The sequence below is a fragment of the Nonomuraea aridisoli genome (genome assembly GCF_003236395.1).
In the GTDB taxonomy this organism is placed as follows: Bacteria; Actinomycetota; Actinomycetes; order Streptosporangiales; family Streptosporangiaceae; genus Nonomuraea; species Nonomuraea aridisoli.
This window is the reverse complement of record NZ_POUD01000001.1, coordinates 39,085-58,082: the sequence shown is the minus strand read 5'-3', so window position 1 is coordinate 58,082 and position 18,998 is coordinate 39,085. Positions and strand designations below refer to the sequence as shown.

The following is an 18,998-nucleotide window of genomic DNA, read 5'->3' as shown; positions in this document are numbered from 1 at the left end:
TGGAGTGTAAACAGTGACCTCTCACTGAGGAACCCCACTGACTTGCCAGAATCCCGGCGGCGATCCGTAAACACTTCACGATCGACAACGGCTCCGACTGCTGCTCCCGCCCCCCCGCCGGATGTCACCGGCCGGGACTAGCCTGGCCGCATGGGGCAGTCGCCGCAGTACGCCTGGTCCCGGGCCGCGCCGGCACTGCGGGGGCTCGTGTCCGGATATTCCGGTTATCGCACGCACGGGCCACCCGGAGTGCACCACGGGCTGCCGTCCGGGCACCTGACACTCGTCGTGTGCCTGTCCGGCACGCTCGACGTCGTCGGCGTGCCAGGGCGGTCCGGCCCGCCGCGCTCGTTCACCTCGGCCGTCGGCGGGCTGCACGACGGGCCGGTCGTGATGTCGCACGACGGCCACCAGCACGGCGTGCAACTCGACCTGACCTGGCGGGGCGCCCGGGCCCTGCTCGGCCTGCCCGCGAGCGAACTCGCGGGCGACGTCGCCGACCTGACCGCGATGCTCGGCGCCCGGGCGGGCGAGCTGGCCGAACGGCTGTCCGGCGCCCCCACCTGGCGAGGCCGGTTCCGCGTCCTGGACGACGTGCTGGCCGAGCTGGTCGACCATCGCCGCGACGGGCCGCCGCCCGAGGTGGCCCAGGCGTGGCGCCGGTTGCGCGAGACGGGCGGCCGGCTGCCCATCGCCGTGCTCGCCCGGGAGCTCGGCTGGAGCAGACGGCACCTGGGCGAGCGGTTCCGCCGCGAGACCGGCCTGTCGCCGAAGACGGCGGCCCGGGTGATTCGCTTCGAGCGGGCGTGCCGGCTGCTGCGCTCGCCGCGCCCGCCCTCGCTGGCCGAGACGGCGGCCGAGTGCGGCTATTTCGACCAGGCGCATCTGGCGCGGGAGTTCCGCGACCTCGGCGGCACGACGGCGACGCGGTGGCTGGGCGAGTTCCCATCCGTCCAAGACCGGGCGGCGGGCCCGGAGCCACGATGAGCCGCATGGAAACACGTACTGACAAGCCCTCGGTGTGGCCCTGCCTCTCCTACCGTGACGCGCGGGCGGCGATCCGGTTCCTGGCCGACGCGTTCGGGTTCGTGGAGCGCGCCTGCTACACGGAGGGCGACGCCGTGGCGCACGCCGAGCTCGCCTGGCCGTCCGGGGCGGGCGCGATCATGCTCGGCTCGGCCGACGAGAGCAACGACCTCGACCGCCCGACCGGCAGCGCTCTCCTCTACGTGGTCACCGACGACCCGGACGCGCTGCTCGCCCGGGCCACCGCGGCCGGCGCGGAGGTCGTACGGGACCTCAAGGACGAGGACTACGGCAACCGCACCTTCACCGTCCGCGACCCGGAGGGCAACCTCTGGAGCTTCGGCACCTACCCCGGCTCATAGCGCGTCCCGCCCTTCGAGCAGGGCGGTGCCCATGGGGGTGCGCGTGTGCAGGACGGACTGGCCGCGGCGTTCGGTGCTGACCAGCCCCGCCTCGCGCAGCGTGGCCGCGTGGCGGCAGGCGGTCGGGGCCGATCAGCCGCGCCCGGGGTCGGCGAACGCCGTAGGACGGCGCAGGCAGAAGAACGAGGGTTGCAGCGTCAAGGCGCGCCCGCCGACCCGGGAGGGAGTGCTGACCCTGCCGTACCGGCAGGAAGAGGCCCGTCACCAGGGGAGGAGGGGTGACGGGCCTCTGGTTCACGGTCAGCCGGCGGTGGCCGCCGTGAAGGTGAAGGAGCCGGACGGAGCCTGGTAGACGGCGTGGTCGGCGTCCATCCGGAGGAACGTGGCCCGGTGCGGTGCCGTGACGAGGCGGCGGTCCTTGGCCGGCACCCAGATCTCGGCGCTGGTGTTCGGGGGCACCTCGACGGTCAGCCCGAACCGGCGTTCGTCCTTGGTCCACTCCGACCGTACGAGGCCGTGCGGCGTCTCGTAGGAGCCCTTGACGAACGTGAGGTCGCCGACCGGCTTGGGCTGGATGACCAGGCGCTGGTAGGCGGTCGAGCCCCCGGCCTCGCGGATGCCCGCCAGGCCGGTGTGGAACCACTCCTCGATCTGGGCGAGGATCATGTGGTTCTTGGAGTCCCCGCGGTTCCAGCGTTCACCCATGGTGGTCATGCCGTTCGGGTTGGCGCTGGTCGGCGCCATGAAGAAGCCGTAGCTGGGCTGGTCGTCCTCCTGCAGCAGCTCCCACAGGACGTCATCCCTGCCGCCGTCGGCGAGCGCCCGGACGATCGGCCCCATGCCGATGGTGCCGCCGCTGAAGTGCGGGCCGTCCCCGTTCGGGTGGTAGGCGTGGACGAGCTCCACGAGGGCGTCGAGCACGGCCTGGCGTTCGCTCTCCGGGACGAGGCCGGCGTCGAGGGCGAGCGCCTGCGCCGTCTGCGTCGCGCCGGTGCTCCCGCTGTTGCCGTCGGTGGTGTAGCGGCGCAGCTCCTGGTTGTAGAAGTGGGCGTTGAAGGTGTTCTTGATGTCGGTGGCGAGCGCGGCGTACCGGGTGGCGTCGTCGGTGTGACCGGTCAGCCCGGCCATCTCCGCCAGCTTGCTGATCATGACGTAGTAGCCCCACGTGCCGGTGATGCGGCCCGAGGTCTGGTCGGCGGCCACCCAGTCGGCGAGGGCGGCGTCGACGATGTGCCCGTCGGCCTTCTCCCGCTGGATGTAGTCGGCGAAGTCGACCATCTGGTCGTAGTACCGCCGCATCGTCTCGGTGTCGCCGTACAGCTCGTACAACATCGAGGGGACCAGGATGATGGCGTTGCCCCAGTTGATCTCGTCGCCGAAGCGCCCGCTGTAGCCCCAGTCGTAGACGGGGGTCTTCAGCGCCACGTTGCCCCGCATCGGGGTCTCGGCGATCGACTGCCCTTCGACGAGGTGCCGCATCGTGGTCTTCAGGTACGCGGCCAGGTTGTGGTCACGGTGGATGGCGCCCATCGGCATCGTGTAGTCGGCCGGGTAGGACAACTTCTCGCGGCCGGGGCAGTCGGTGAACACCGACATGATGTTCGAGGCGAAGGAGTAGCGGGCCATCGTGTGGATGCGGTTGACGCGCGCGTTGGACGTGGTCACCCGGCCCGCCACGGGGGTGTCCGCCTGCAGCCGGATGCCCTTGATCAGGTCCTTGCCGGGGGTGTAGCCCTCGGGCAGGCCGGTGACCTGGATCCACTGCATGCCGAAGTAGTTGAAGTCGGGGTGCCGGCTCTCCCCGCCGCGCAGGCCGGCCGTGGTGTAGGTGTTGAACAGGTCGCGGCCCCGGCTGCCGCCGCCGCCCATCAGGGAGGCCTGGTCGACGGTGCCGTCCGGGGCGAGCGACTCGGCGGGCGACATGCGGATCGTTACTCCGGCCGGGACGGTGCCCTTGAGGTTCAGCTGCGGCCAGCCGGTGATGTTCTGGCCGAGGTCGAACACCCAGACGCCCGGTTGCGGGTTGGTCATGGAGACGGGTGTGAAGGTCTCGACGGCCTTGACCGGTTCTGCCGTACGGGCGACGAGCTTGGTGGCGAGGTTCGGCGGCGGCGCGATGCCGGCGTCCACCCACTCCATGGGGGAGCCGTTCCGCCGTTTCGCGCCGGCCGACAGGTCCGCGCCGGGAGCGTCCCAGCCGACCTGCTCGCGGCGCGCGTCGTAGTCCGAGCCGGAGTACCACGCGTCGGTGACCAGCGGGCCGAGCGCGGTGCGCCAGCTGCGGTCGGAGACGATGACGTCGGACGAGCCGTTGGCGTAGGAGATCTCCAGCCGGGCGATCATGCGCGGCGTGACCGCGGCGCCGGCGCTCGCGTCGCTGGCGGCGATGTTGTTGCCCGATCCGGTCACCGAGGCGCCGGCGGGGTGCGGCTCGGACAGCCCGGGAGTGAACGTGATGCCCGTCCCGTCGGGACCGGCGGTGCCGATCGCGGTGATCGTACGGGATTCGAGGTCGTCGCCGCCGTCACCGGTGTCGATGTTGATGGTGCCGCCGACGTGGTAGCCGGTGACGTTGTCCAGTTTCACGGTCGTGGCGCCGGCCGCGGCGTCGGCGGCCAGGGTGCCGCTGCCTTTCAGCTGGCTCTGCCACCACGAGTAGGGCGCGGTACGGCCGACGGCCGGGTTGGTGACGCTGCGGCGCACGTAGGCGGGCCCGTTGCCGAGCCGGACACCGACGGTGTTGGCTCCCGCGCGCAGGTCGTCGGTGACGTCGTAGGTCCGGTACTCGCTGGAGAGCTGGTAGTTGGAGTTGCCGGGCGCCAGCACCTCGTCCGTGAGCTCGCGGCCGTTGAGCGTCGGCAGGTGCAGCCCCACGCCGGAGAGGTAGAGACGGGCGCCGGCCACGCGCTTGCCGCGGTCGAGCTCGAACTTCCGGGCGAAGATCGGCATCGGTCGGCCTTCGGTGCGGCCGGGGTACTCGATCCAGCGGGCGGGCTCCCAGTCGCTCTGCTCCAGCAGGCCCATCTCCCAGGACGAGGGCTTGCTCCAGTCCGACGCCTTCTTCTCCGCGTCCCAGACGCGCACGTGCCAGGCGACCTGCCGGCGTGAGGCCGGCGGCCGGCCGGCGTAGGGGACACCGGCCTGGGTGGCGGACTCCACCTTGCCGGAGTCCCAGATCAGCCGCCCGCGTCTGAGGTCGGCCTCGCTCGCGGCGGCCTGGATCTGGTACGCGGTCTGCCGGTCTCCCGGGCAGGCGGCTTCTGATCCGGGCCGGTGGCACGGGTGACCGGCGGCCTGCCGGGTCTGGGTCATGCGCCAGCCCAATAAGGGGGTGGCGCTGTCGAGCCCGAGGGGCCGGTCTTTTCTGCCGTCCACCCGGAGGTCGACGACCTCGACGAGGGGTTGCCCACCGGCGGCGGTGGCCGGTGGGGCGGTGAGCGGGTGTGAGAGGACGAGAGCGAGGGACACTCCCAGTCCGGCGAGCACAGTTCTCCGGCGGCGCACTCTGGACACAGGTCACTCCCTTCCGGCCGACATCGCAGAGCCGGCCGGTGACTTCGCCTGCGGTGGCGGTGAGGATGGCCGACACGACGTCGGGGCCTGGAAGGGCTCCTCTCGGGTCGCTAAAAACGATTTAAGTTACCCGTGGATGTCGTTAACGTAAGCTTTTCCGCAAAGACCGTCAAGAGCGATTTTGAGTAACGATTCACGGATTTATTCCACTAAATAGCGCCGTGGCCCGCTCCTCCTGGGTAACGGTATCCATCGTCACCAGTCGTGGACGGTGCCGTCCTGCAGCCGGTTGATCGGCAGGTAGGCCGGGGCGTACGGGTACGCGGCGGCCAGCTCCTCCTCCAGCTCCACCCCGATGCCGGCGGCCTCCCCGGGGTGCAGGTATCCGTCGGTGAAGGTGTAGGCGTGGGGGAAGACGGCGCCGGTCTGCTCGGTGTGGCCCGCGTACTCCTGGATCCCGAAGTTGTGGATCGCCAGGTCCAGGTGGATCGCGGCGGCCATGCCGACGGGAGAGATGTCCTCCGGCCCGTGGATGGCGCTCTTGATCTGGTGTTGCGCGGCGAAGTCGAACAACTTCCGCAACGGGGAGACGCCGCCGAAGTGGGTGACGGCGGAACGCACGTAGTCGATCAGCTGCTCGCTCACGAGCGTCTGGTAGTCGAAGACGGTGTTGAAGACCTCGCCGATCGCCAGCGGGGTGGTCGTGTGCCGGCGGACGAGCCGGAGCCCGTCCTGGTTCTCGGCGGGCGTGCAGTCCTCCAGCCAGAACAGGTCGTACGGCTCCAGGTCCTTGCCGAGCCGCGCCGCCTGGATCGGGGTGAGCCGGTGGTGGGCGTCGTGCAGCAGGACCAGATCGGGCCCGAACTCCTGCCGGACCGCGTCGAACACCCTGGGCAGGCTGCGCAGGTAGGCGTCGGTGTCCCAGTCCTCCACCACCGGCCGGACGCCGTCCCCCGACGGCGCCGCGTCCTGCTGGACGCCGTACACGCGCTTCAGCCCCGGCACGCCGGTCTGCACCCGGATCGCCGGGTAGCCCTCGGCCAGCCGCGCGCGGATGGAGTCGAACAGCTGGGGCACGTCCCTGCCGCTGGCGTGCCCGTAGGTGCGGACGCGGTCCCGGCTCGCGCCGCCCAGCAGCTGGTAGAGCGGCAGCCCGGCCACCTTCGCCTTGATGTCCCAGAGCGCGACGTCCACGGCCGCGATCGCGGCCATCGTCACCGGCCCCCTGCGCCAGTACGCGCCGCGGTACAGGGACTGCCAGGTGTCCTCGATGCGATGCGGATCCGTCCCCAGGAGCAGGGGGACGACGTGGTCCCGCAGGTAACTGGCCACGGCGAGCTCGCGCCCGTTGAGCGTCGCGTCGCCGAGGCCGCTGACGCCCTCGTCGGTCTCCACCTTCAGCGTGACGAAGTTGCGGCCCGGGCTGGTGAGGACCACCTTGGCGTCGACGATCTTCATGAACTGCCTTTCTGAGGATGCGGCGGGCGGGATCAGCCCTTGGTGGCTCCGGCGGTCAGCCCCGCGACGAGGAATTTCTGCCCGACGATCGCGACGATGACGACCGGCACCGTCATGAGCGTGGCGGCGGCCATGAGACCGCCCCAGTCCGTGCTGGCGTAGGAGATGAAGTTGAACAGCGTCACGGGCGCGGTCTGGGTGGTCTCGTCGGAGAAGATCAGCGCGAACATGAAGTTGTTCCAGCTGAAGATGAACGCGAGGACGGACGCGGTCGTGGTGCCGGGCGCGGCCAGCGGCAGCGCGATGCGCCAGAAGGCGCCGAAGACGGTCAGCCCGTCGGTGCGGGCGGCCTCCTCCAGCTCGACCGGCAGCCCCTCGAAGAAGCCGATCATGATCCACAGGATCAGCGGCACCGACACGAACATGTGGCTCAGGACCAGGACGGTGTAGCTGCCCACCAGCCCGGCCTGGGCGAACAGGTAGTACCACGGCACGAGCAGGGAGATCGCCGGGACGATGCGGGCCACGAGCACGAGAGACCCGGTGCGCCGCATCCGGAACCGTCCGACCGCCCAGGCGGCGGGAACGGCGATGATCGCGGACAGCACGGTGGACGCGACGCCCACGACCAGGGAGTTGCGCAGGGACTGCAGGACCTCGCCGTCGGCGAGCACGTTGCGGAAGTTGTCCAGGGTGGGGGAGAAGATCAGGCCCACGCTGGGATCGGTGACCTGGACGTTCGTCTTGAACGCGGCGGCGAACATCCAGACGATCGGCAGGACGAAGACCAGGCACACGATCGTGATGGTGACGCCGCGCAGCCAGGAGAGCGCCCGCCGTCTGCTCCAGGCGGGACGTTCGAGGGCGGAACTCACGCGGACCTCCTTCCGGGCCGGCGCCGCAGCAGGATCACGACGCCGATGATGGCGAGGGTGAACAGGACGAGGACGGCGGAGGCCAGACCGTACTCCTGGTAGTCGAAGGTCAGCCCGTAGGCGTAGACGTTGAGGGTCTCGGCCTCGAAGGACGATCCGCCGCCCGGCCCCTTGGTGGCGTACAGGAGATCGAAGGTCTTCAGGGCGTCGATGGAGCGCAGCACCACCGCCGTGGCCAGCGTCGGGCCGAGCATCGGCAGCACGACGTACCGGAAGCGCTGCCACACTCCCGCGCCGTCCACGTGGGCGGCCTCCTCGGGCTCCGCGGGCAGGGTGGACAGCCCGGCGAGCAGCAGCAGCGTCATCATGGGCGTCCACTGCCACACGTCGATCAGCATCAGGATCGGCAGCGACTGGCTCACCGAGCCGAGGAACTCCTGGGGCAGGATGCCGACGGACGCGAGCAGGTGGTTGGCGATGCCGTTCGTGGGGTCGAGGATGAGCAGCCAGAGGATCCCGATGGCGACGGGCGTGGTCAGCAGCGGGATGATGAGCACCGTACGCACCCAGCGGGCGCCCCGGAACGGCTTGCGCATGAGCATCGCCAGGGCCAGGCCGAGCACGGTCTCCAGGAGCACGGCGCCGATCGTGAACAACACCGTGCGCTGGACGGCCGGCCAGAAGCGGCGCGAATCCGTGAGGGCGTCGCCGAAGTTGCGCAGACCGACGTAGTCCTTGTCGGCGTTCACCGCCCCGAAGGCGTCGGTGAAGCCCAGGTTGAGCGTGAACACCAGCGGAAAAATGATCATCAGGCCCACGAACGCCAGCGACGGGGCGAGCATCGCCCACTTCAGCCGCCGGTTGGCCTGCTCGAACGACCGCGCTCGCGGCTTGCCGGGCAAGGGCGCGCGGGCCGGCGCGGAGGTCTGGGTGATGGCCATCAGCCCTCCCTGTGACGGTTGTCGCGGACGAGGAACTCGGCGAACTCGGCGTCGGCCTCGCGGGCGACCGGCGCCACCGGCTGTCCGAGGATGCCCGCCACGAGCGGACGGCCGACGATGTCCCTGGCCCGGCCGACCTGCAGCACGTCGGGCCGGTCGATGCCCAGCCCGATCTGGGCCTGCGTCTGCATCGTCCTCGCCAGGTCGGCGGGGAACGAGGCCAGCGTGGCCGGGTCCGACCAGGCCGACTGGCGGGCCCCCGGGATGCCCTCCGCCTGCAGCCGCTTGACCATCTCCGGGCTCGACGCCCACCGGACGAACTGCCACGCCTCGTCACGCAGCAGGGAGAACGCGCTGATGGCCAGGCTCCACGACGGGATGTTGAACGGCCGCGCCCCCGCCGGGCCGGCCGGGAACGGCGCGAAGCCCACGGTCTCCTGGACGGTCGAGATCTTCGGGTCGAGGAAGTTGGTGTAGATGGCGTCGGCGTCCACGTAGAACGCCGCCTTGCCCTGCGCGAAGATCGGCATGGCCTGCTCCAGGCTCATGTTGGTGGCGCCGGGCGGGCCGGCCCGTTCGAGCAGCCGGCCGTAGTACTCGTACGCGGCGATCGACTCCGGCCGGGCGATGGCGGATCGTCCCTGGCCGGTGAAGTCGCCGCCGAAGGAGTAGAGGAAGCTGGACCACATGCTCACCGCGCCGCTGCGCTGTCCCCGGCCCACGAAGCCGAAGAAGTTGCCGCGCCGGTCGGCGAGCGGCAGCGCCGTCTCCATGAGCTCGTCGAGCGTCGCCGGCGCCGCGCCCAGATCCTTGCGGTAGTAGAGGACCGGCCGCTCGGTCACCACCGGCACGCTGAGGACCATGCGGCCGGTGACGGAGCGTTCGCGGGGCGCTTTCAGGAAATCGGCCCACTGGTAACCGGCGTCGCCCTCGACCCGGTCGGTGAGGTCGGCCAGCCAGCCGTTGTGCGCGAAGAGCAGCTGCTCCTGCAGCGCCCGGACCATCATGACGTCGATGTCCGTGGCCGAGGCGTTCAGTTTGACGTTGTAGCTGTTGGCGAGCTGGTCGGAGGTGAGCAACGACATCGAGACCCGGCGGCCGATCCGCTCCTCGAACTCCGCCATGTGCTTCCTGATCGCCTGCGACCACACGTGGTTGATCGCCATGATGCAGAGCGGCGTGTTCGGAGAGGGTCTGCCGCCGCCGGCCGAACAGCCTCCGAGTGCTGCTCCGCCGCCGATGATCGTCATGGCGGCCGCGAGCTTGCCGAAGGACCGGCGCGTGAGTGTCTGGCTGGGGATGGACATGCTCGTGCTCGGCTTTCTGCTGATGGGAAGTCCCTCACAGCTATGGTCCAACTGGTAGGACCAGTTGGACCATAGCAGCCGGTGTTCACCATGACCAGCCTTCGGCTGTTACCGCCCCTGGCTCTGGCTCAGCAATGTCTCGATGTGCTGCCTGGCCATGACGTCGACGCTGACGTCGAGGTCGCGCCCGTAGGTGCGCAGGCCGAGCGTGAGGTGCTCGTGCATGTAGCGGCGGGCCCGCTCGACGTCGCGGGCCGCCAGCGCCTCGTAGATCTCGCCGTGGTGGGGGACGCCCGGCTCGGCGATGGTCGGGTCGGAGTGTGACCGGAGCATCATCTCGAACATCAGCCCGCTGATGGACGACAGCATGACGCGCAACACCGGGTTGCCGCTCGCCTGCGCGATCGCCTCGTGGAAGTCGAGGTCGGCGTGGGCCTTGTCGACGACGTCGGTCGCCTTGAGCAGCGCGTCGTTGGCCCGCCCGATCGCCGCGAGCTGCGCGTCGGTGGCGCGCTCGGCCGCCAGCCCGGCGATCTCGACCTCGAGCGGGATGCGCGCCTCGATTAGCTGGCGGACGGTGGGCCGGCCCGCGCGGTAGAGCGCGTCGTAGTGGCGGGCCTGGACGGGGGACTGCTCCCTGACGAAGGACCCACGCCCGGGGGCGACCTCGATCAGCTGTTGCGTCTCCAGCCGGCGCAGCACCTCGCGGACGACGTTGCGGCTCGCGCCGAACTGGGCGGCGAGCTCGCGCTCCGAGGGGAGTTTGGCGCCCACCGCGATGTTTCCGGAGCGAATATCCTGCTCCAGCTGACGGGCGATGCGCTCCGTCAGAAGCCCTCGATAGGACTGTGACAGATCATGGCCCATCGGTGCTGGCGGGTCGGTGGGCATGCCCGAAGAATACAGGAGGCCCACGATCTCCGATCCGGCCCGTGGCCCGGGCTCATAGACTCGGTGAACGTCCCGGGGAATGGAGTTTCATGGTCGCGCCTGGCCGACGACGGGTGACGATCGCCGATGTGGCGAGTCACGCCCAGGTCTCCGTGACAGCGGTGTCCAAGGTGATACGGAACGCCTACGGGGTGAGCCCGGCCATGCGCGAGCGGGTCAGGGCCGCCATCGAGGAGCTCGGCTACCGGCCGCAGGCCGCCGCCCGTGGCATGCGGGGGCGCACGTTCACGATCGGCCTGATGTTGCCGCATATCAGAAATCCGTTCTTCGCCGATATCGTCGACGGCCTCGCCGAATATCTGCAGAGCACCGATTACCAGGCGTTCATGATTCAGGGCGGCGCCACCCGCAAAGTCGAGAGCCGGGCGGTCGACGCCCTCATGGACCGCCAGGTGGACGGCATCATCATGGTCGCTCCGCTCGCCTCGAAGGCGCGGCTGGAGGAGGTGGCCAGGGAGAAGCCCACCGTGGTGCTCGCCCGGCACGAGCGCTCGTCGTACTACGACACCGTGTCCGACGACGACGAGGCCGGCGCCGAGCTCGTCGTGAACCACCTCCTCGCTCTGGGGCACCGCCGGATCGCGCACATCACGCACCAGGACGACAGCCAGGCGCGCCCGTCCGACCTGCTGCACAACATCAGGGCCGCCACGTACGAACGGGTCATGCGCGAGCACGGGCTCGCCGGCGAGATCGCCGTCGCCAAGAGCTTCTACCACGAGAGAGGCGGCTACGAGGGGGCCCGTGAGCTGCTGAGCCGGTCCCCTCGCCCGACGGCGATCTTCGCGGGGGCCGACCAGGCCGCGCTCGGCGCGCTCGCCGCGGTCCACGAGGCCGGTCTCGCGGTGCCCGCGGACGTCTCGGTCGCCGGCTACGACAACACCCACCTGGCCGCGCTGCCCTGCATCGACCTGACCAGCGTCGACCAGGACGGCGCGGTCATGGGCGGGGCCGCGGGCAAGCTGCTGCTGGAGCGCATCGAGGGCCGCACGTCCGCGGTGCGTTTCACCGTGACCCCGACTCTGGTCGTCCGCGGCTCCACCGGGCCGACTACTTGACGAACGATAGCAAGTACTTGCTATCGTTCGTCAAGTGAACACTGCGGAGCACGTGGAGCTGGCGCGTGAGCTGACGCGGCTGGTCGAGGCGCGGATCGTCGACCCGCTGGAGATCCTGCTCGACCCGGCGGACGGTGTGGACGGCGTGGGTGACGTGCGGGCGCGGTTGCGGGTGCAGGCCGAGGTGTGGGCCGCGCAACTGCTGGGGCCCGACGAGCGGCTGGCCGTCATGACGTCCGCGCGGCTGATCGCCGCGCTCTTCCCCGGCGACGGGCCGTTCGACCCGCCCGACGAGTGGTGGCGTACGGCCTTCGGGCGCGCCGTGGCGCGGCGGGCGGGTCATCCGGGAGCGGAGGCGGTGGGCTTCTCCACCGCGGCGGCGATGCTCGGCATCACCCGCCAGGGTGTTCACGACCTGGTCAAACGCGCGAAGCTCGACCGGCACCCCAGCGGCGGGGTGACCACCGCGTCGATCCGCGCCCGGCTCGCCCTCCCCAAGGAGTCCCGAACCCAGGGAGCCCCGCACCGGGGCACCCCGACCCAAGGAGCAACGTGTCGCAGCACGACGTGACCATCACCGACCACACGATCCCGCTCGCCGTGCGCGACCACGGCGGCGACGGCCCGCCGCTGTTACTGCTGCACGGCCTGGGCGGCACGCTCGACGCCTGGCAGGAGGTGGCGCCGGCGCTGACGGCCGCGTACCGCGTCGTCGCGATGGACCTGCGCGGGCACGGCCTGTCGGGCGAAGCCCCATGGGAGTGGGACGCCGTCCTGGACGACGTCGAAGCGGTGGTCGACCGCCTGGGCCTCGGCGCCGCGGTGATCGTCGGCCACTCGCTGGGCGGGATGCTGGCCAGCCTGTGGGCCGCGCGCCATCCGGAGTGCCCGGCCGTCGTCAACCTCGACGGCCTGCGCTCGGCCGAGAACGACCCCGCGAACTACCCCGGCATGGACCCGGCCCTGGTGACGAGGGAGCTGGCGCAGCTGAAGGCGATGTTCGACGCGCAGGAGGCGGCGATGGCGCGGCCGTTGCCGCCCGAGCAGGTCGCCGCGCTCCCGCCGCGCGCCGTGACCACCTCCGGCGACGACAGCTACCTGCGGCCGGGCCCCGAGCTGCTGGCCGCCATACGGTACGCGCCCCACTTCCGCGACGCCGTCCCGGCGCTGCGGGCGGTACGGTGCCCCACCCTGGTGGTCCTGCCCACCCAGGACCCGCCGGGCATGCCGCCCAGCGAGCTCATGGCCGCCCTGCGCCGCGGGGTGCGCCGTGACCTGGCGCCCATCGCCGCGGCGCACCCGCACATCCAGGTGGTCGAGCTGGCCGCCAGCCACAACATGGTGCAGGAGAAGCCCGGCGACGTGGCCCGGCTGATCAGCGACTTCGTCCAGGACACCAGTCGCTGAGGCGGCGCAGGAACGTCATGGCGACGGCGGGCGGCTCCTGCGCCAGCACGCTCAGGTGGAAGGCGTGCGGCATGCCCTCGTACAGGTCGAGGGTCACCTCGACGCCGGCGGCCGCCGCGGCGGCGGCGAACCGGCGGGTGTCGTCCAGCAGCACCTCCGCGGTGCCGGCCACCAGCAGAAGCGGGGGCAGGCCGCGCAGGTCGCCGTGGAGCGGGGACTGCGGGGCCTGGTCGGCGCGGGCCCCGGCCAGGTACTGGGCGGTGATGCGCTCGACGACCGGCCGGCTGAGCACGTCCTGACCGTCGTCGGCGTCCAGCGACGGGCTCGACAGGGTCAGGTCGGTGAGCGGGGAGATCGCGACGGCCGCGCCGGGCAGGGGATCGCCCGCCGCTTTGAGCGCCAGCAGCGCCGACAGGACGAGGGTGCCGCCCGACGATTCGCCCGACAGGATCACGCGGTCGGCGGGCACGCCCTGTTCGAGCAGGCTCCGGTAGACGGCCACGACGTCGTCGAGGGCGGCGGGGTACGGGTGAGCCGGGGCCAGACGCTGATCCGTCTTGAAGACGGGGCGGCCGGTGGCCTGCGACAGGCGGTAGGCCATGAGCGGCTCCAGCGCCGGCTGGGTGTGCTCGAAGCCGCCTCCGTGCACGTACAGCGTGACGCCGTCCTCGGCGGCCGAGCCGGTGACCCACTGCCCTGGCACGCCGCCGGTATGGGGCAGCCGGGGCGTCATGTCGGCGTCGAGCGGCGGCGCTCCGGCGGCCGGCGACCGCATCGCGGCCATCACGGCCGCGCGGTCGCCGGGGTCGGCGGGGACGCGGGTGACGGTCGAGTGGTCCTCGTGCCGGGGCGGCAGTGCGTTCATCAGGGGAACGAGGTGCCGTTCCTCGTAGGCGAGATGGTTCTCGATCTCCGTGATGAGCCGGTCCACCCGGGTCAGCAGGTCGGCGGAGTCTGCCGAGACGAGCTGTCGCAGGTCGTCGAGGAGGCCGGCCAGGACGGTGTGCTCGGCGTGCAGCCGGTCGAGGACGGCGTCGAGCTCGGGGTGGCGGTCACGCAGGTGGGGGAACAACCCGCCGCTTTCCACGGTGTGGTGGTGGTGCAGCCCGCCGCACAGCGTCAGGCAGTTGACGCGAAGCTGCGCGCCCAGCCGCGGGCCCGAGGCGGCGACTTCGGCGCGCACCAGGGCCAGCTCCCGCCGGAACGCGTCGTGGATGGCCTTCAGCACCTCGCCCTCCGGCAGGTCGGGGAAGGAGCCGGAGCGCGGAGTCAGCGCGACGACGGGCAGGACGCGCCCGGACTTGGCCTGGTAGTCGGCCCAGCCGGAGTCGGCCTCCACGGCGCGGGCGAAGAGCCGGTCGCGTTCCTCGCCTTCCAGGACGGCGGCCTCGGCCTCGATCGTGAAGACGCCGGTCTCCACCGTGACCCGAGGGTCGGCGCGCAGGTTGTGGTACCAGGCCGGGTGGTGCGGCGCACCGCCTGCCGAGGCGATGACCAGCATGCGGCCGCCCTCGTCGGGCAGGTAGCCGAGCGGGACGGTGTGGCGGGCTCCCGAGCGGGCGCCGGTGGTGGTCAGGAGGAGCAGCCGGGCCCCCTCGAAGGGGCCGCCCACCCTTCCGCGGCCGGCGCGGAATTCCTCGATGATCTGCTGGTTGAAGTCGTACGGCATTCTCTGCTTTCTTGTCGAAACAATGCGCCCGGTTCGCGGGCATGCTGAAGTGGCCGCGTCGGCAACGGAAAATGTGCGCGCGGCAGCGGTCGGCGATATCGCCGATTGCGTAAAAGGAGGTTTCAGAAAGGCAGAGATGCGGCGGCCCTCGCGGCCGCCCGGCGCTCACGCAGCGGCCGGGTGCCTCACTCGCTTGTGGCCCATGGCCGACCCGGCAGTCACGCCCGCTAAGCTATCGCCGCCTCGCGAATGAGGCAACACCATATCCGTGACCGGAAAACGGTCTTTCCCGATCGGTGCGGCTTTTCGAATTCGCCGCCGATTCAGGCGCGGATGTCGCGGCGGTCGAGGATCGACGCGGTGGTCAGGAGGACGGTGAGGGTCGCCGCGGCGATCACGATGGAGCCGATGTCGCCCGCGGTGATGACGTCGGTGTCGGCGAAGGCGCCGGTGCCCAGCTGGGTGGCCCGGCCGACGATCGCGTACGGAGCCACGTCTCATCGGCCAAACTAACCGCCAAGACGCGCTCGCCGGCCGGGTGGAGCGGGCCCTCGGTCTGAGGCGGCCTGTACGGTGGGGAGGTTGCAGCGGTGACTCGCCGGGCCGGCGGCATGCGGGCCCACGGCGATTTCTCTCGCACCGCGGATCGGACACCCGGTATGACCGTTCTCACGGTAGACCTGGTTCATCACCCCGCCCACAGCGTGCTGACGCTCCACGGGGAGCTCGACTTCGCCTCCTCGGACCGGGTGCCGCCGCTGATCGACGCGGTGGTCAAGGCGGGCCGGCGACGCCTCGTGGTGGACACCGTCGGCCTGACGTTCTGCGACTCTCGCGGGCTTCGGGCGCTGATCCACGCCGAACGGGCCCTCGCCGCCCTGGGCGGCGGCATGGAGCTGGTCAACGTGCACGGTCGACTGCTGCGCCTCCTGGACATCACCGGTCTGACCGGTGTCCTCGCCATCACGACCGGCCCCGGCGCCGGTCAGGCGGTGCGGAAGTAGTGGCCCTTGCCCAGGTCGTCGATGAGGCCGGGGCGCGTGGGCTGCCAGCCCAGTAGCTCGCGGGTCAGCGCGCTGGAGGCCGGGCTGTCGATCGCCACCATGCCGGCCAGCCACCCGAAGTGCGCGTCCGCGTCCTCCTCGGGGATCGAGACCACCGGCAGGTCCAGGTGGCGGCCGATCACCTCGGCGATGGCCCGGATCGTCACGCCCTCGTCGGTCACCGCGTGCAGCGCCGATCCGGCCGGGGCCTGCTCCAGTGCCAGGCGGAACAGGTGCGCGGCATCGCGCCGGTGCACGCTCGGCCAGCGGACGGACCCGTCGCCGAGGTAGCCGGAGACGCCCTTGGCGCGGGCGACGCCGACCAGGCCGGCCACGAAGCCGGGGTCCCCTTCGCCGTACACCGTGGGGGGCAGCCGGACGACGGATGAGCGGGTGCCGCGGTCGGCGAAGGAGAGCGTCGCCTGCGCGGTGCCGTGCCGGGTCCCCGGGCCGCCGGGGAGCGCGTCCGAGGCGGGGGCACGACCGTCCTGTTCGGTCGCCACCCGCCCCGGCACGAGCCCGAGCAGGCCGGAGGCGAGGACGAACGGCCGATCGGAGCCGGCGAGCGCCTCGCCGAACGTCTCGACGACCCGCCGGTCCGCGTCGGCGGCGGCCTGGAAGCCTCCGGAGAAGGCGATGTCGTGCTTGAACGCGAGGTGGATCACACCGTCGGACGCGGCGGCCGCACGCCGCAGGACGTCGAGATCGTCGAGCGTTCCGCGCTGCACCTGTGCCCCGGCCGCGGTGAGGGCGGCGGCGGAGTCGTCCGAGCGCGCCAGCCCGATGACCTGGTGGCCGGCGCCGATGAGCTCGGGAACGACGGCGGAGCCGATCCAGCCGGACGCGCCGGTGACGAATACACGCATGAGAACTCCTCCAGCGATGTCAGTGACTGTCATCAGGCTAGCACTGATGTCAGTGGCTGTCATCGGGTTACGATGCAGGGCATGGGTCGATGGGAGCCGAACGCGCGTGGCCGGCTGGAACAGGCGGCGCTGGAGCTCTACCTCGAGCGCGGGTTCGAGCAGACCACGGTGGCGGAGATCGCCAAGCGGGCGGGGCTGACGGAGCGCACGTTCTTCCGGCATTTCGCCGACAAGCGCGAGGTCCTGTTCTGGGGCTCGGGCACGCTCCAGGAGCAGCTCGTGAACGCCGTCGCGGACGCGCCCGAGTCCGCGACGCCGATGGACGCGATAGCGGCGGCCATCGAGTCCGCCGGCGTCCTGCTCCAGCTGCGCGGCGAAAGCGCCCGGCAGCGCCAGGCCGTCATCGCCGCGAACACCGAGCTGCAGGAACGCGAGCTGATCAAGCTCGCGTCGTTGTCCGCGGCCCTCGCCGAGGCGCTGCGGCGACGCGGCGTCGCGGAGCCGGCCGCGAGTCTGGCGGCCGAGGCCGGGATCGCCGTCTTCAAGATCGCGTACGTGCGGTGGATCGACGAAACCGGCGGGCCGGACGTCTCACGCCTCATCCGCGAGTCGTTCGACGAGCTGAAAGCCGTCACCGCCGGCAGGTGACGCGACGTCACCTGCCCTGATCGACCCCGTCGGCCGCGTTGCCGCCGCCGAACCGCCGGGCGGCGTTCCCGCCACGACTCCTGGTCACGGCGCTCCCGCCTTCCCCGGGCGCGGGGCTGCCACCGCACCTCCGTCCAGCTCCAGGCGGCGGCCGGTGAACGCGGCCCGCAGGCGGCGATCGTGCGTCACCACCACCAGCGCGCCCCGGTACGAGGCCAGCGCCTGCTCCAGTTGCTCCACGAGCATCGGCGACAGGTGGTTGGTCGGCTCGTCGAGCAGGAGCAGGTCCACGGGCTCGCTCACCAGCCGCGCCAGCTCGATCCGGCGCCGCTGCCCGTAGGAGAGATCCTTCAGGCGCAGCCCCAGGTCGGACGGCCGGAACAGCCCCAGGGTCAGCAACGCGTCCGCATGCTCGTCCAGACTTCCCGGACGCCGGTGCGCGTAGGCCCGCAACACGGTCCACTCGTCCTGCGGGACGCCGGTGCGGCCGTCCTCCGCGCGCCCGCTGCGCGGGCCGTCTTGCGGAACGCCGGTGTGGCCGTCCTCTGCGAGCCCATCGTGCGGGCGGGGCCGCCGCGCGTCGGTGGGTTCGAGTGCGTCCTGTCGGAACAGGCCGGCTCGGCCGCAGCGCCGTACCTCACCCTCGTCCGGACGCAGCTCTCCGGCGAGCAGCCGCATCAGCGTGGTCTTGCCGGCGCCGTTCGGCCCGGTGACCAGCAGTCGTTCGCCGGCGCGGACGGTCAGGTGGTCGAGGCGCAGCCGCCCCGCCACCACCACGCCGTCGAGCGCGGCCACCTCGGCCCCGGCGGCCCCCGCGGTGGCTCCCGTGGCGGGTTCCGTGGTGGCGAGGGTGGTGGTGAAGCGCAGCGGCTCGGGCGGCGGCGGCGCCGGGTGGTCGGTGAGCCACCGCAGCCGTTGTTGCGACTGCCGGATACGGCTCGCGGCCCCGTGCGTACGGGAACGCGCCCGCCAGGCCCCGGTGCCCATGCCCGCCTTGGCCGTCTTGCGCGGGATGACCGCCAGCCGGCCGGCGTTGGCCGCCACCAGCGTGGCATGCCGGTCCAGCTCCGCCTTCCACTCCTCGTGGGCCCGCGCCTGGGCGGCGCGTTCGGCGGCCTTGGCCGCGAGGTATCCGGCGTACCCGTCGCCGTAGCGGCGCACCCGCCCGTCGCCGACCTCCCAGATGGCGTCGGTCACCCGTTCCAGGAACACCCGGTCGTGCGTGATCGCGACGACCGTGCCCCGGTGGGCGCGCAGGCGATGTTCGAGCCAGGCCACGGCCTGGTCGTCCAGGTCGTTGGTCGGCTCGTCGAGCAGCAGCAACTCGGGGCCGGACGCCAGCGTGGCGGCCAGGACGAGCCGGGAGCGTTCGCCTCCGGACAACGTGCCCAGCCGGCGGCGGCGTTCGAGCCCGGGGAGCCCGAGCCCGTGCAGCGCGATCTCCACGCGGGCGTCGGCCTCGTAGCCGCCGCGCGCCTCGAACTCCGCCACCAGCCGCGCGTACACCTCGTCCATGCCCGGCTCGTCGAGCAGCCGCTCGGCCGCCCGCATCCGGGTTTCGATCCCGCGCAGGTCGGCCAGCGCCAGGTCGACGGCGTCCGCCACCGTCGCGTGCGGCGGCAGCGCGAGCGACTGCGGCAGGTAGCCGACCCCGCCGGGCGCGACGACCACGAGCTCGCCGTTGTCCGGCCGCTCCGCCCCCGCCATGAGCCGGAGCAGCGTCGACTTGCCCGACCCGTTGTCGCCGATCACGCCGATCCGCTCGCCGGGTCTCACGGTGAGCGACACCCGGTCCAGGACGACGCGGGTGCCGTAACGCTTGGTGATCTCGTCGAGTGCCAATTGGCGCATGAAGGGCCCACCTCCTTGTCTTG

General features: G+C 71.6%; 18 protein-coding genes. 8 read left to right on the top strand and 10 right to left on the bottom strand.

Going from position 1 to position 18,998, the window contains the following annotated elements:
- Positions 1-150 precede the first annotated feature (150 nt).
- A complete protein-coding gene (locus C1J01_RS00305) occupies positions 151-987 on the top strand; it encodes an AraC family transcriptional regulator (RefSeq protein WP_111175003.1) in 837 nt (278 codons plus the stop codon).
- Between the two features lie 5 nt (positions 988-992).
- The gene (locus C1J01_RS00300) at positions 993-1,388 is read left to right on the top strand and encodes a VOC family protein (RefSeq protein WP_181448496.1); all 396 of its coding nucleotides are present in this window, start codon (positions 993-995) and stop codon (positions 1,386-1,388) included.
- Positions 1,389-1,688: 300 nt separating this feature from the next.
- Here C1J01_RS00300 and C1J01_RS00295 read toward each other — a convergent pair whose 3' ends face one another.
- From C1J01_RS00295 to C1J01_RS00275, 5 genes are all read right to left on the bottom strand, one after another.
- On the bottom strand, positions 1,689-4,901 hold the full coding sequence (locus tag C1J01_RS00295) for an alpha-L-rhamnosidase (RefSeq protein ID WP_181448495.1): 3,213 nt from the start codon (positions 4,899-4,901) through the stop codon (positions 1,689-1,691).
- Positions 4,902-5,156: 255 nt separating this feature from the next.
- The gene (manD, locus tag C1J01_RS00290; protein WP_111175000.1) at positions 5,157-6,359 is read right to left on the bottom strand and encodes a D-mannonate dehydratase ManD; all 1,203 of its coding nucleotides are present in this window, start codon (positions 6,357-6,359) and stop codon (positions 5,157-5,159) included.
- Between the two features lie 32 nt (positions 6,360-6,391).
- Positions 6,392-7,234 (bottom strand): carbohydrate ABC transporter permease, encoded by an 843-nt coding sequence (locus C1J01_RS00285; protein ID WP_111174999.1) that lies wholly within the window; start codon positions 7,232-7,234, stop codon positions 6,392-6,394.
- On the bottom strand, positions 7,231-8,175 hold the full coding sequence (locus C1J01_RS00280; RefSeq protein ID WP_111174998.1) for a carbohydrate ABC transporter permease: 945 nt from the start codon (positions 8,173-8,175) through the stop codon (positions 7,231-7,233). Before C1J01_RS00280 ends, C1J01_RS00285 begins: the two co-directional genes overlap by 4 nt.
- Positions 8,175-9,341 carry an extracellular solute-binding protein gene (locus C1J01_RS00275; RefSeq protein WP_220039647.1) on the bottom strand — a complete coding sequence of 389 codons (1,167 nt, stop codon included), beginning with the start codon at positions 9,339-9,341 and terminating at the stop codon, positions 8,175-8,177. The genes C1J01_RS00280 and C1J01_RS00275 overlap by 1 nt, the downstream gene beginning before the upstream one ends.
- On the opposite strand from C1J01_RS00275, the gene C1J01_RS51025 reads away from it, so the two are divergent.
- A complete protein-coding gene (locus C1J01_RS51025; RefSeq protein WP_220039646.1) occupies positions 9,331-9,540 on the top strand; it encodes a hypothetical protein in 210 nt (69 codons plus the stop codon). The genes C1J01_RS00275 and C1J01_RS51025 overlap by 11 nt on opposite strands.
- Before the next feature lie 50 nt (positions 9,541-9,590).
- Here the strand turns inward: C1J01_RS51025 and C1J01_RS00270 are convergent, their stop codons facing one another.
- Complete coding sequence (locus C1J01_RS00270; RefSeq protein ID WP_220039645.1) at positions 9,591-10,373, bottom strand: FadR/GntR family transcriptional regulator; 783 nt, start codon at positions 10,371-10,373, stop codon at positions 9,591-9,593.
- An 89-nt stretch (positions 10,374-10,462) separates the two neighbouring features.
- Here C1J01_RS00270 and C1J01_RS00265 point away from each other — a divergent pair, with 89 nt between their 5' ends.
- Genes C1J01_RS00265 through C1J01_RS00255 form a run of 3 tightly spaced genes read left to right on the top strand, consistent with a single transcriptional unit; the run spans position 10,463 to position 12,898 of the window.
- Positions 10,463-11,491, top strand: coding sequence for a LacI family DNA-binding transcriptional regulator (locus tag C1J01_RS00265; RefSeq protein ID WP_111174995.1), 1,029 nt, complete (start codon positions 10,463-10,465; stop codon positions 11,489-11,491).
- 34 nt (positions 11,492-11,525) lie between these two features.
- Positions 11,526-12,062 carry a hypothetical protein gene (locus C1J01_RS00260; protein ID WP_220039644.1) on the top strand — a complete coding sequence of 179 codons (537 nt, stop codon included), beginning with the start codon at positions 11,526-11,528 and terminating at the stop codon, positions 12,060-12,062.
- Positions 12,044-12,898, top strand: a complete 855-nt coding sequence (locus C1J01_RS00255) for an alpha/beta fold hydrolase (protein WP_220039643.1) — start codon at positions 12,044-12,046, stop codon at positions 12,896-12,898. Before C1J01_RS00260 ends, C1J01_RS00255 begins: the two co-directional genes overlap by 19 nt.
- Here the strand turns inward: C1J01_RS00255 and C1J01_RS00250 are convergent.
- Both C1J01_RS00250 and C1J01_RS49485 read right to left on the bottom strand, forming a co-directional pair.
- Entirely contained in the window at positions 12,867-14,567 is a 1,701-nt protein-coding gene (locus C1J01_RS00250) for a nitroreductase/quinone reductase family protein (RefSeq protein WP_111174994.1), read from the bottom strand. The genes C1J01_RS00255 and C1J01_RS00250 overlap by 32 nt on opposite strands.
- Positions 14,568-14,890: 323 nt before the next feature.
- Complete coding sequence (locus C1J01_RS49485; protein ID WP_181448494.1) at positions 14,891-15,061, bottom strand: hypothetical protein; 171 nt, start codon at positions 15,059-15,061, stop codon at positions 14,891-14,893.
- 165 nt (positions 15,062-15,226) lie between these two features.
- Here C1J01_RS49485 and C1J01_RS00245 point away from each other — a divergent pair, with 165 nt between their 5' ends.
- Complete coding sequence (locus C1J01_RS00245) at positions 15,227-15,571, top strand: STAS domain-containing protein (protein ID WP_181448493.1); 345 nt, start codon at positions 15,227-15,229, stop codon at positions 15,569-15,571.
- Here C1J01_RS00245 and C1J01_RS00240 read toward each other — a convergent pair.
- Positions 15,553-16,476 carry an SDR family oxidoreductase gene (locus C1J01_RS00240; protein ID WP_111174992.1) on the bottom strand — a complete coding sequence of 308 codons (924 nt, stop codon included), beginning with the start codon at positions 16,474-16,476 and terminating at the stop codon, positions 15,553-15,555. The two genes, C1J01_RS00245 and C1J01_RS00240, sit on opposite strands and share 19 nt — an antisense overlap.
- Positions 16,477-16,557: 81 nt before the next feature.
- On the opposite strand from C1J01_RS00240, the gene C1J01_RS00235 reads away from it, so the two are divergent.
- Complete coding sequence (locus C1J01_RS00235; protein WP_111175066.1) at positions 16,558-17,124, top strand: TetR family transcriptional regulator; 567 nt, start codon at positions 16,558-16,560, stop codon at positions 17,122-17,124.
- 84 nt (positions 17,125-17,208) lie between these two features.
- On the opposite strand, the gene C1J01_RS00230 is transcribed toward C1J01_RS00235, so the two are convergent.
- A complete protein-coding gene (locus tag C1J01_RS00230; protein WP_111174991.1) occupies positions 17,209-18,975 on the bottom strand; it encodes an ABC-F family ATP-binding cassette domain-containing protein in 1,767 nt (588 codons plus the stop codon).
- Positions 18,976-18,998: the final 23 nt, after the last annotated feature.

Excerpts from the sequence above, each read along its gene's own strand:
- C1J01_RS00305 (WP_111175003.1), top strand. The coding sequence starts at position 151 with ATGGGGCAGTCGCCGCAGTACGCCTGGTCCCGGGCCGCGCCGGCACTG.
- C1J01_RS00300 (WP_181448496.1), top strand. The coding sequence starts at position 993 with ATGGAAACACGTACTGACAAGCCCTCGGTGTGGCCCTGCCTCTCCTAC.
- manD (WP_111175000.1), bottom strand. The coding sequence starts at position 6,359 with ATGAAGATCGTCGACGCCAAGGTGGTCCTCACCAGCCCGGGCCGCAAC.
- C1J01_RS00280 (WP_111174998.1), bottom strand. The coding sequence starts at position 8,175 with ATGGCCATCACCCAGACCTCCGCGCCGGCCCGCGCGCCCTTGCCCGGC.
- C1J01_RS00275 (WP_220039647.1), bottom strand. The coding sequence starts at position 9,341 with ATGGCGATCAACCACGTGTGGTCGCAGGCGATCAGGAAGCACATGGCG.
- C1J01_RS00270 (WP_220039645.1), bottom strand. The coding sequence starts at position 10,373 with ATGCCCACCGACCCGCCAGCACCGATGGGCCATGATCTGTCACAGTCC.
- C1J01_RS00265 (WP_111174995.1), top strand. The coding sequence starts at position 10,463 with ATGGTCGCGCCTGGCCGACGACGGGTGACGATCGCCGATGTGGCGAGT.
- C1J01_RS00250 (WP_111174994.1), bottom strand. The coding sequence starts at position 14,567 with ATGCCGTACGACTTCAACCAGCAGATCATCGAGGAATTCCGCGCCGGC.
- C1J01_RS00245 (WP_181448493.1), top strand. The coding sequence starts at position 15,227 with ATGACCGTTCTCACGGTAGACCTGGTTCATCACCCCGCCCACAGCGTG.
- C1J01_RS00240 (WP_111174992.1), bottom strand. The coding sequence starts at position 16,476 with ATGCGTGTATTCGTCACCGGCGCGTCCGGCTGGATCGGCTCCGCCGTC.
- C1J01_RS00235 (WP_111175066.1), top strand. The coding sequence starts at position 16,558 with ATGGGTCGATGGGAGCCGAACGCGCGTGGCCGGCTGGAACAGGCGGCG.
- C1J01_RS00230 (WP_111174991.1), bottom strand. The coding sequence starts at position 18,975 with ATGCGCCAATTGGCACTCGACGAGATCACCAAGCGTTACGGCACCCGC.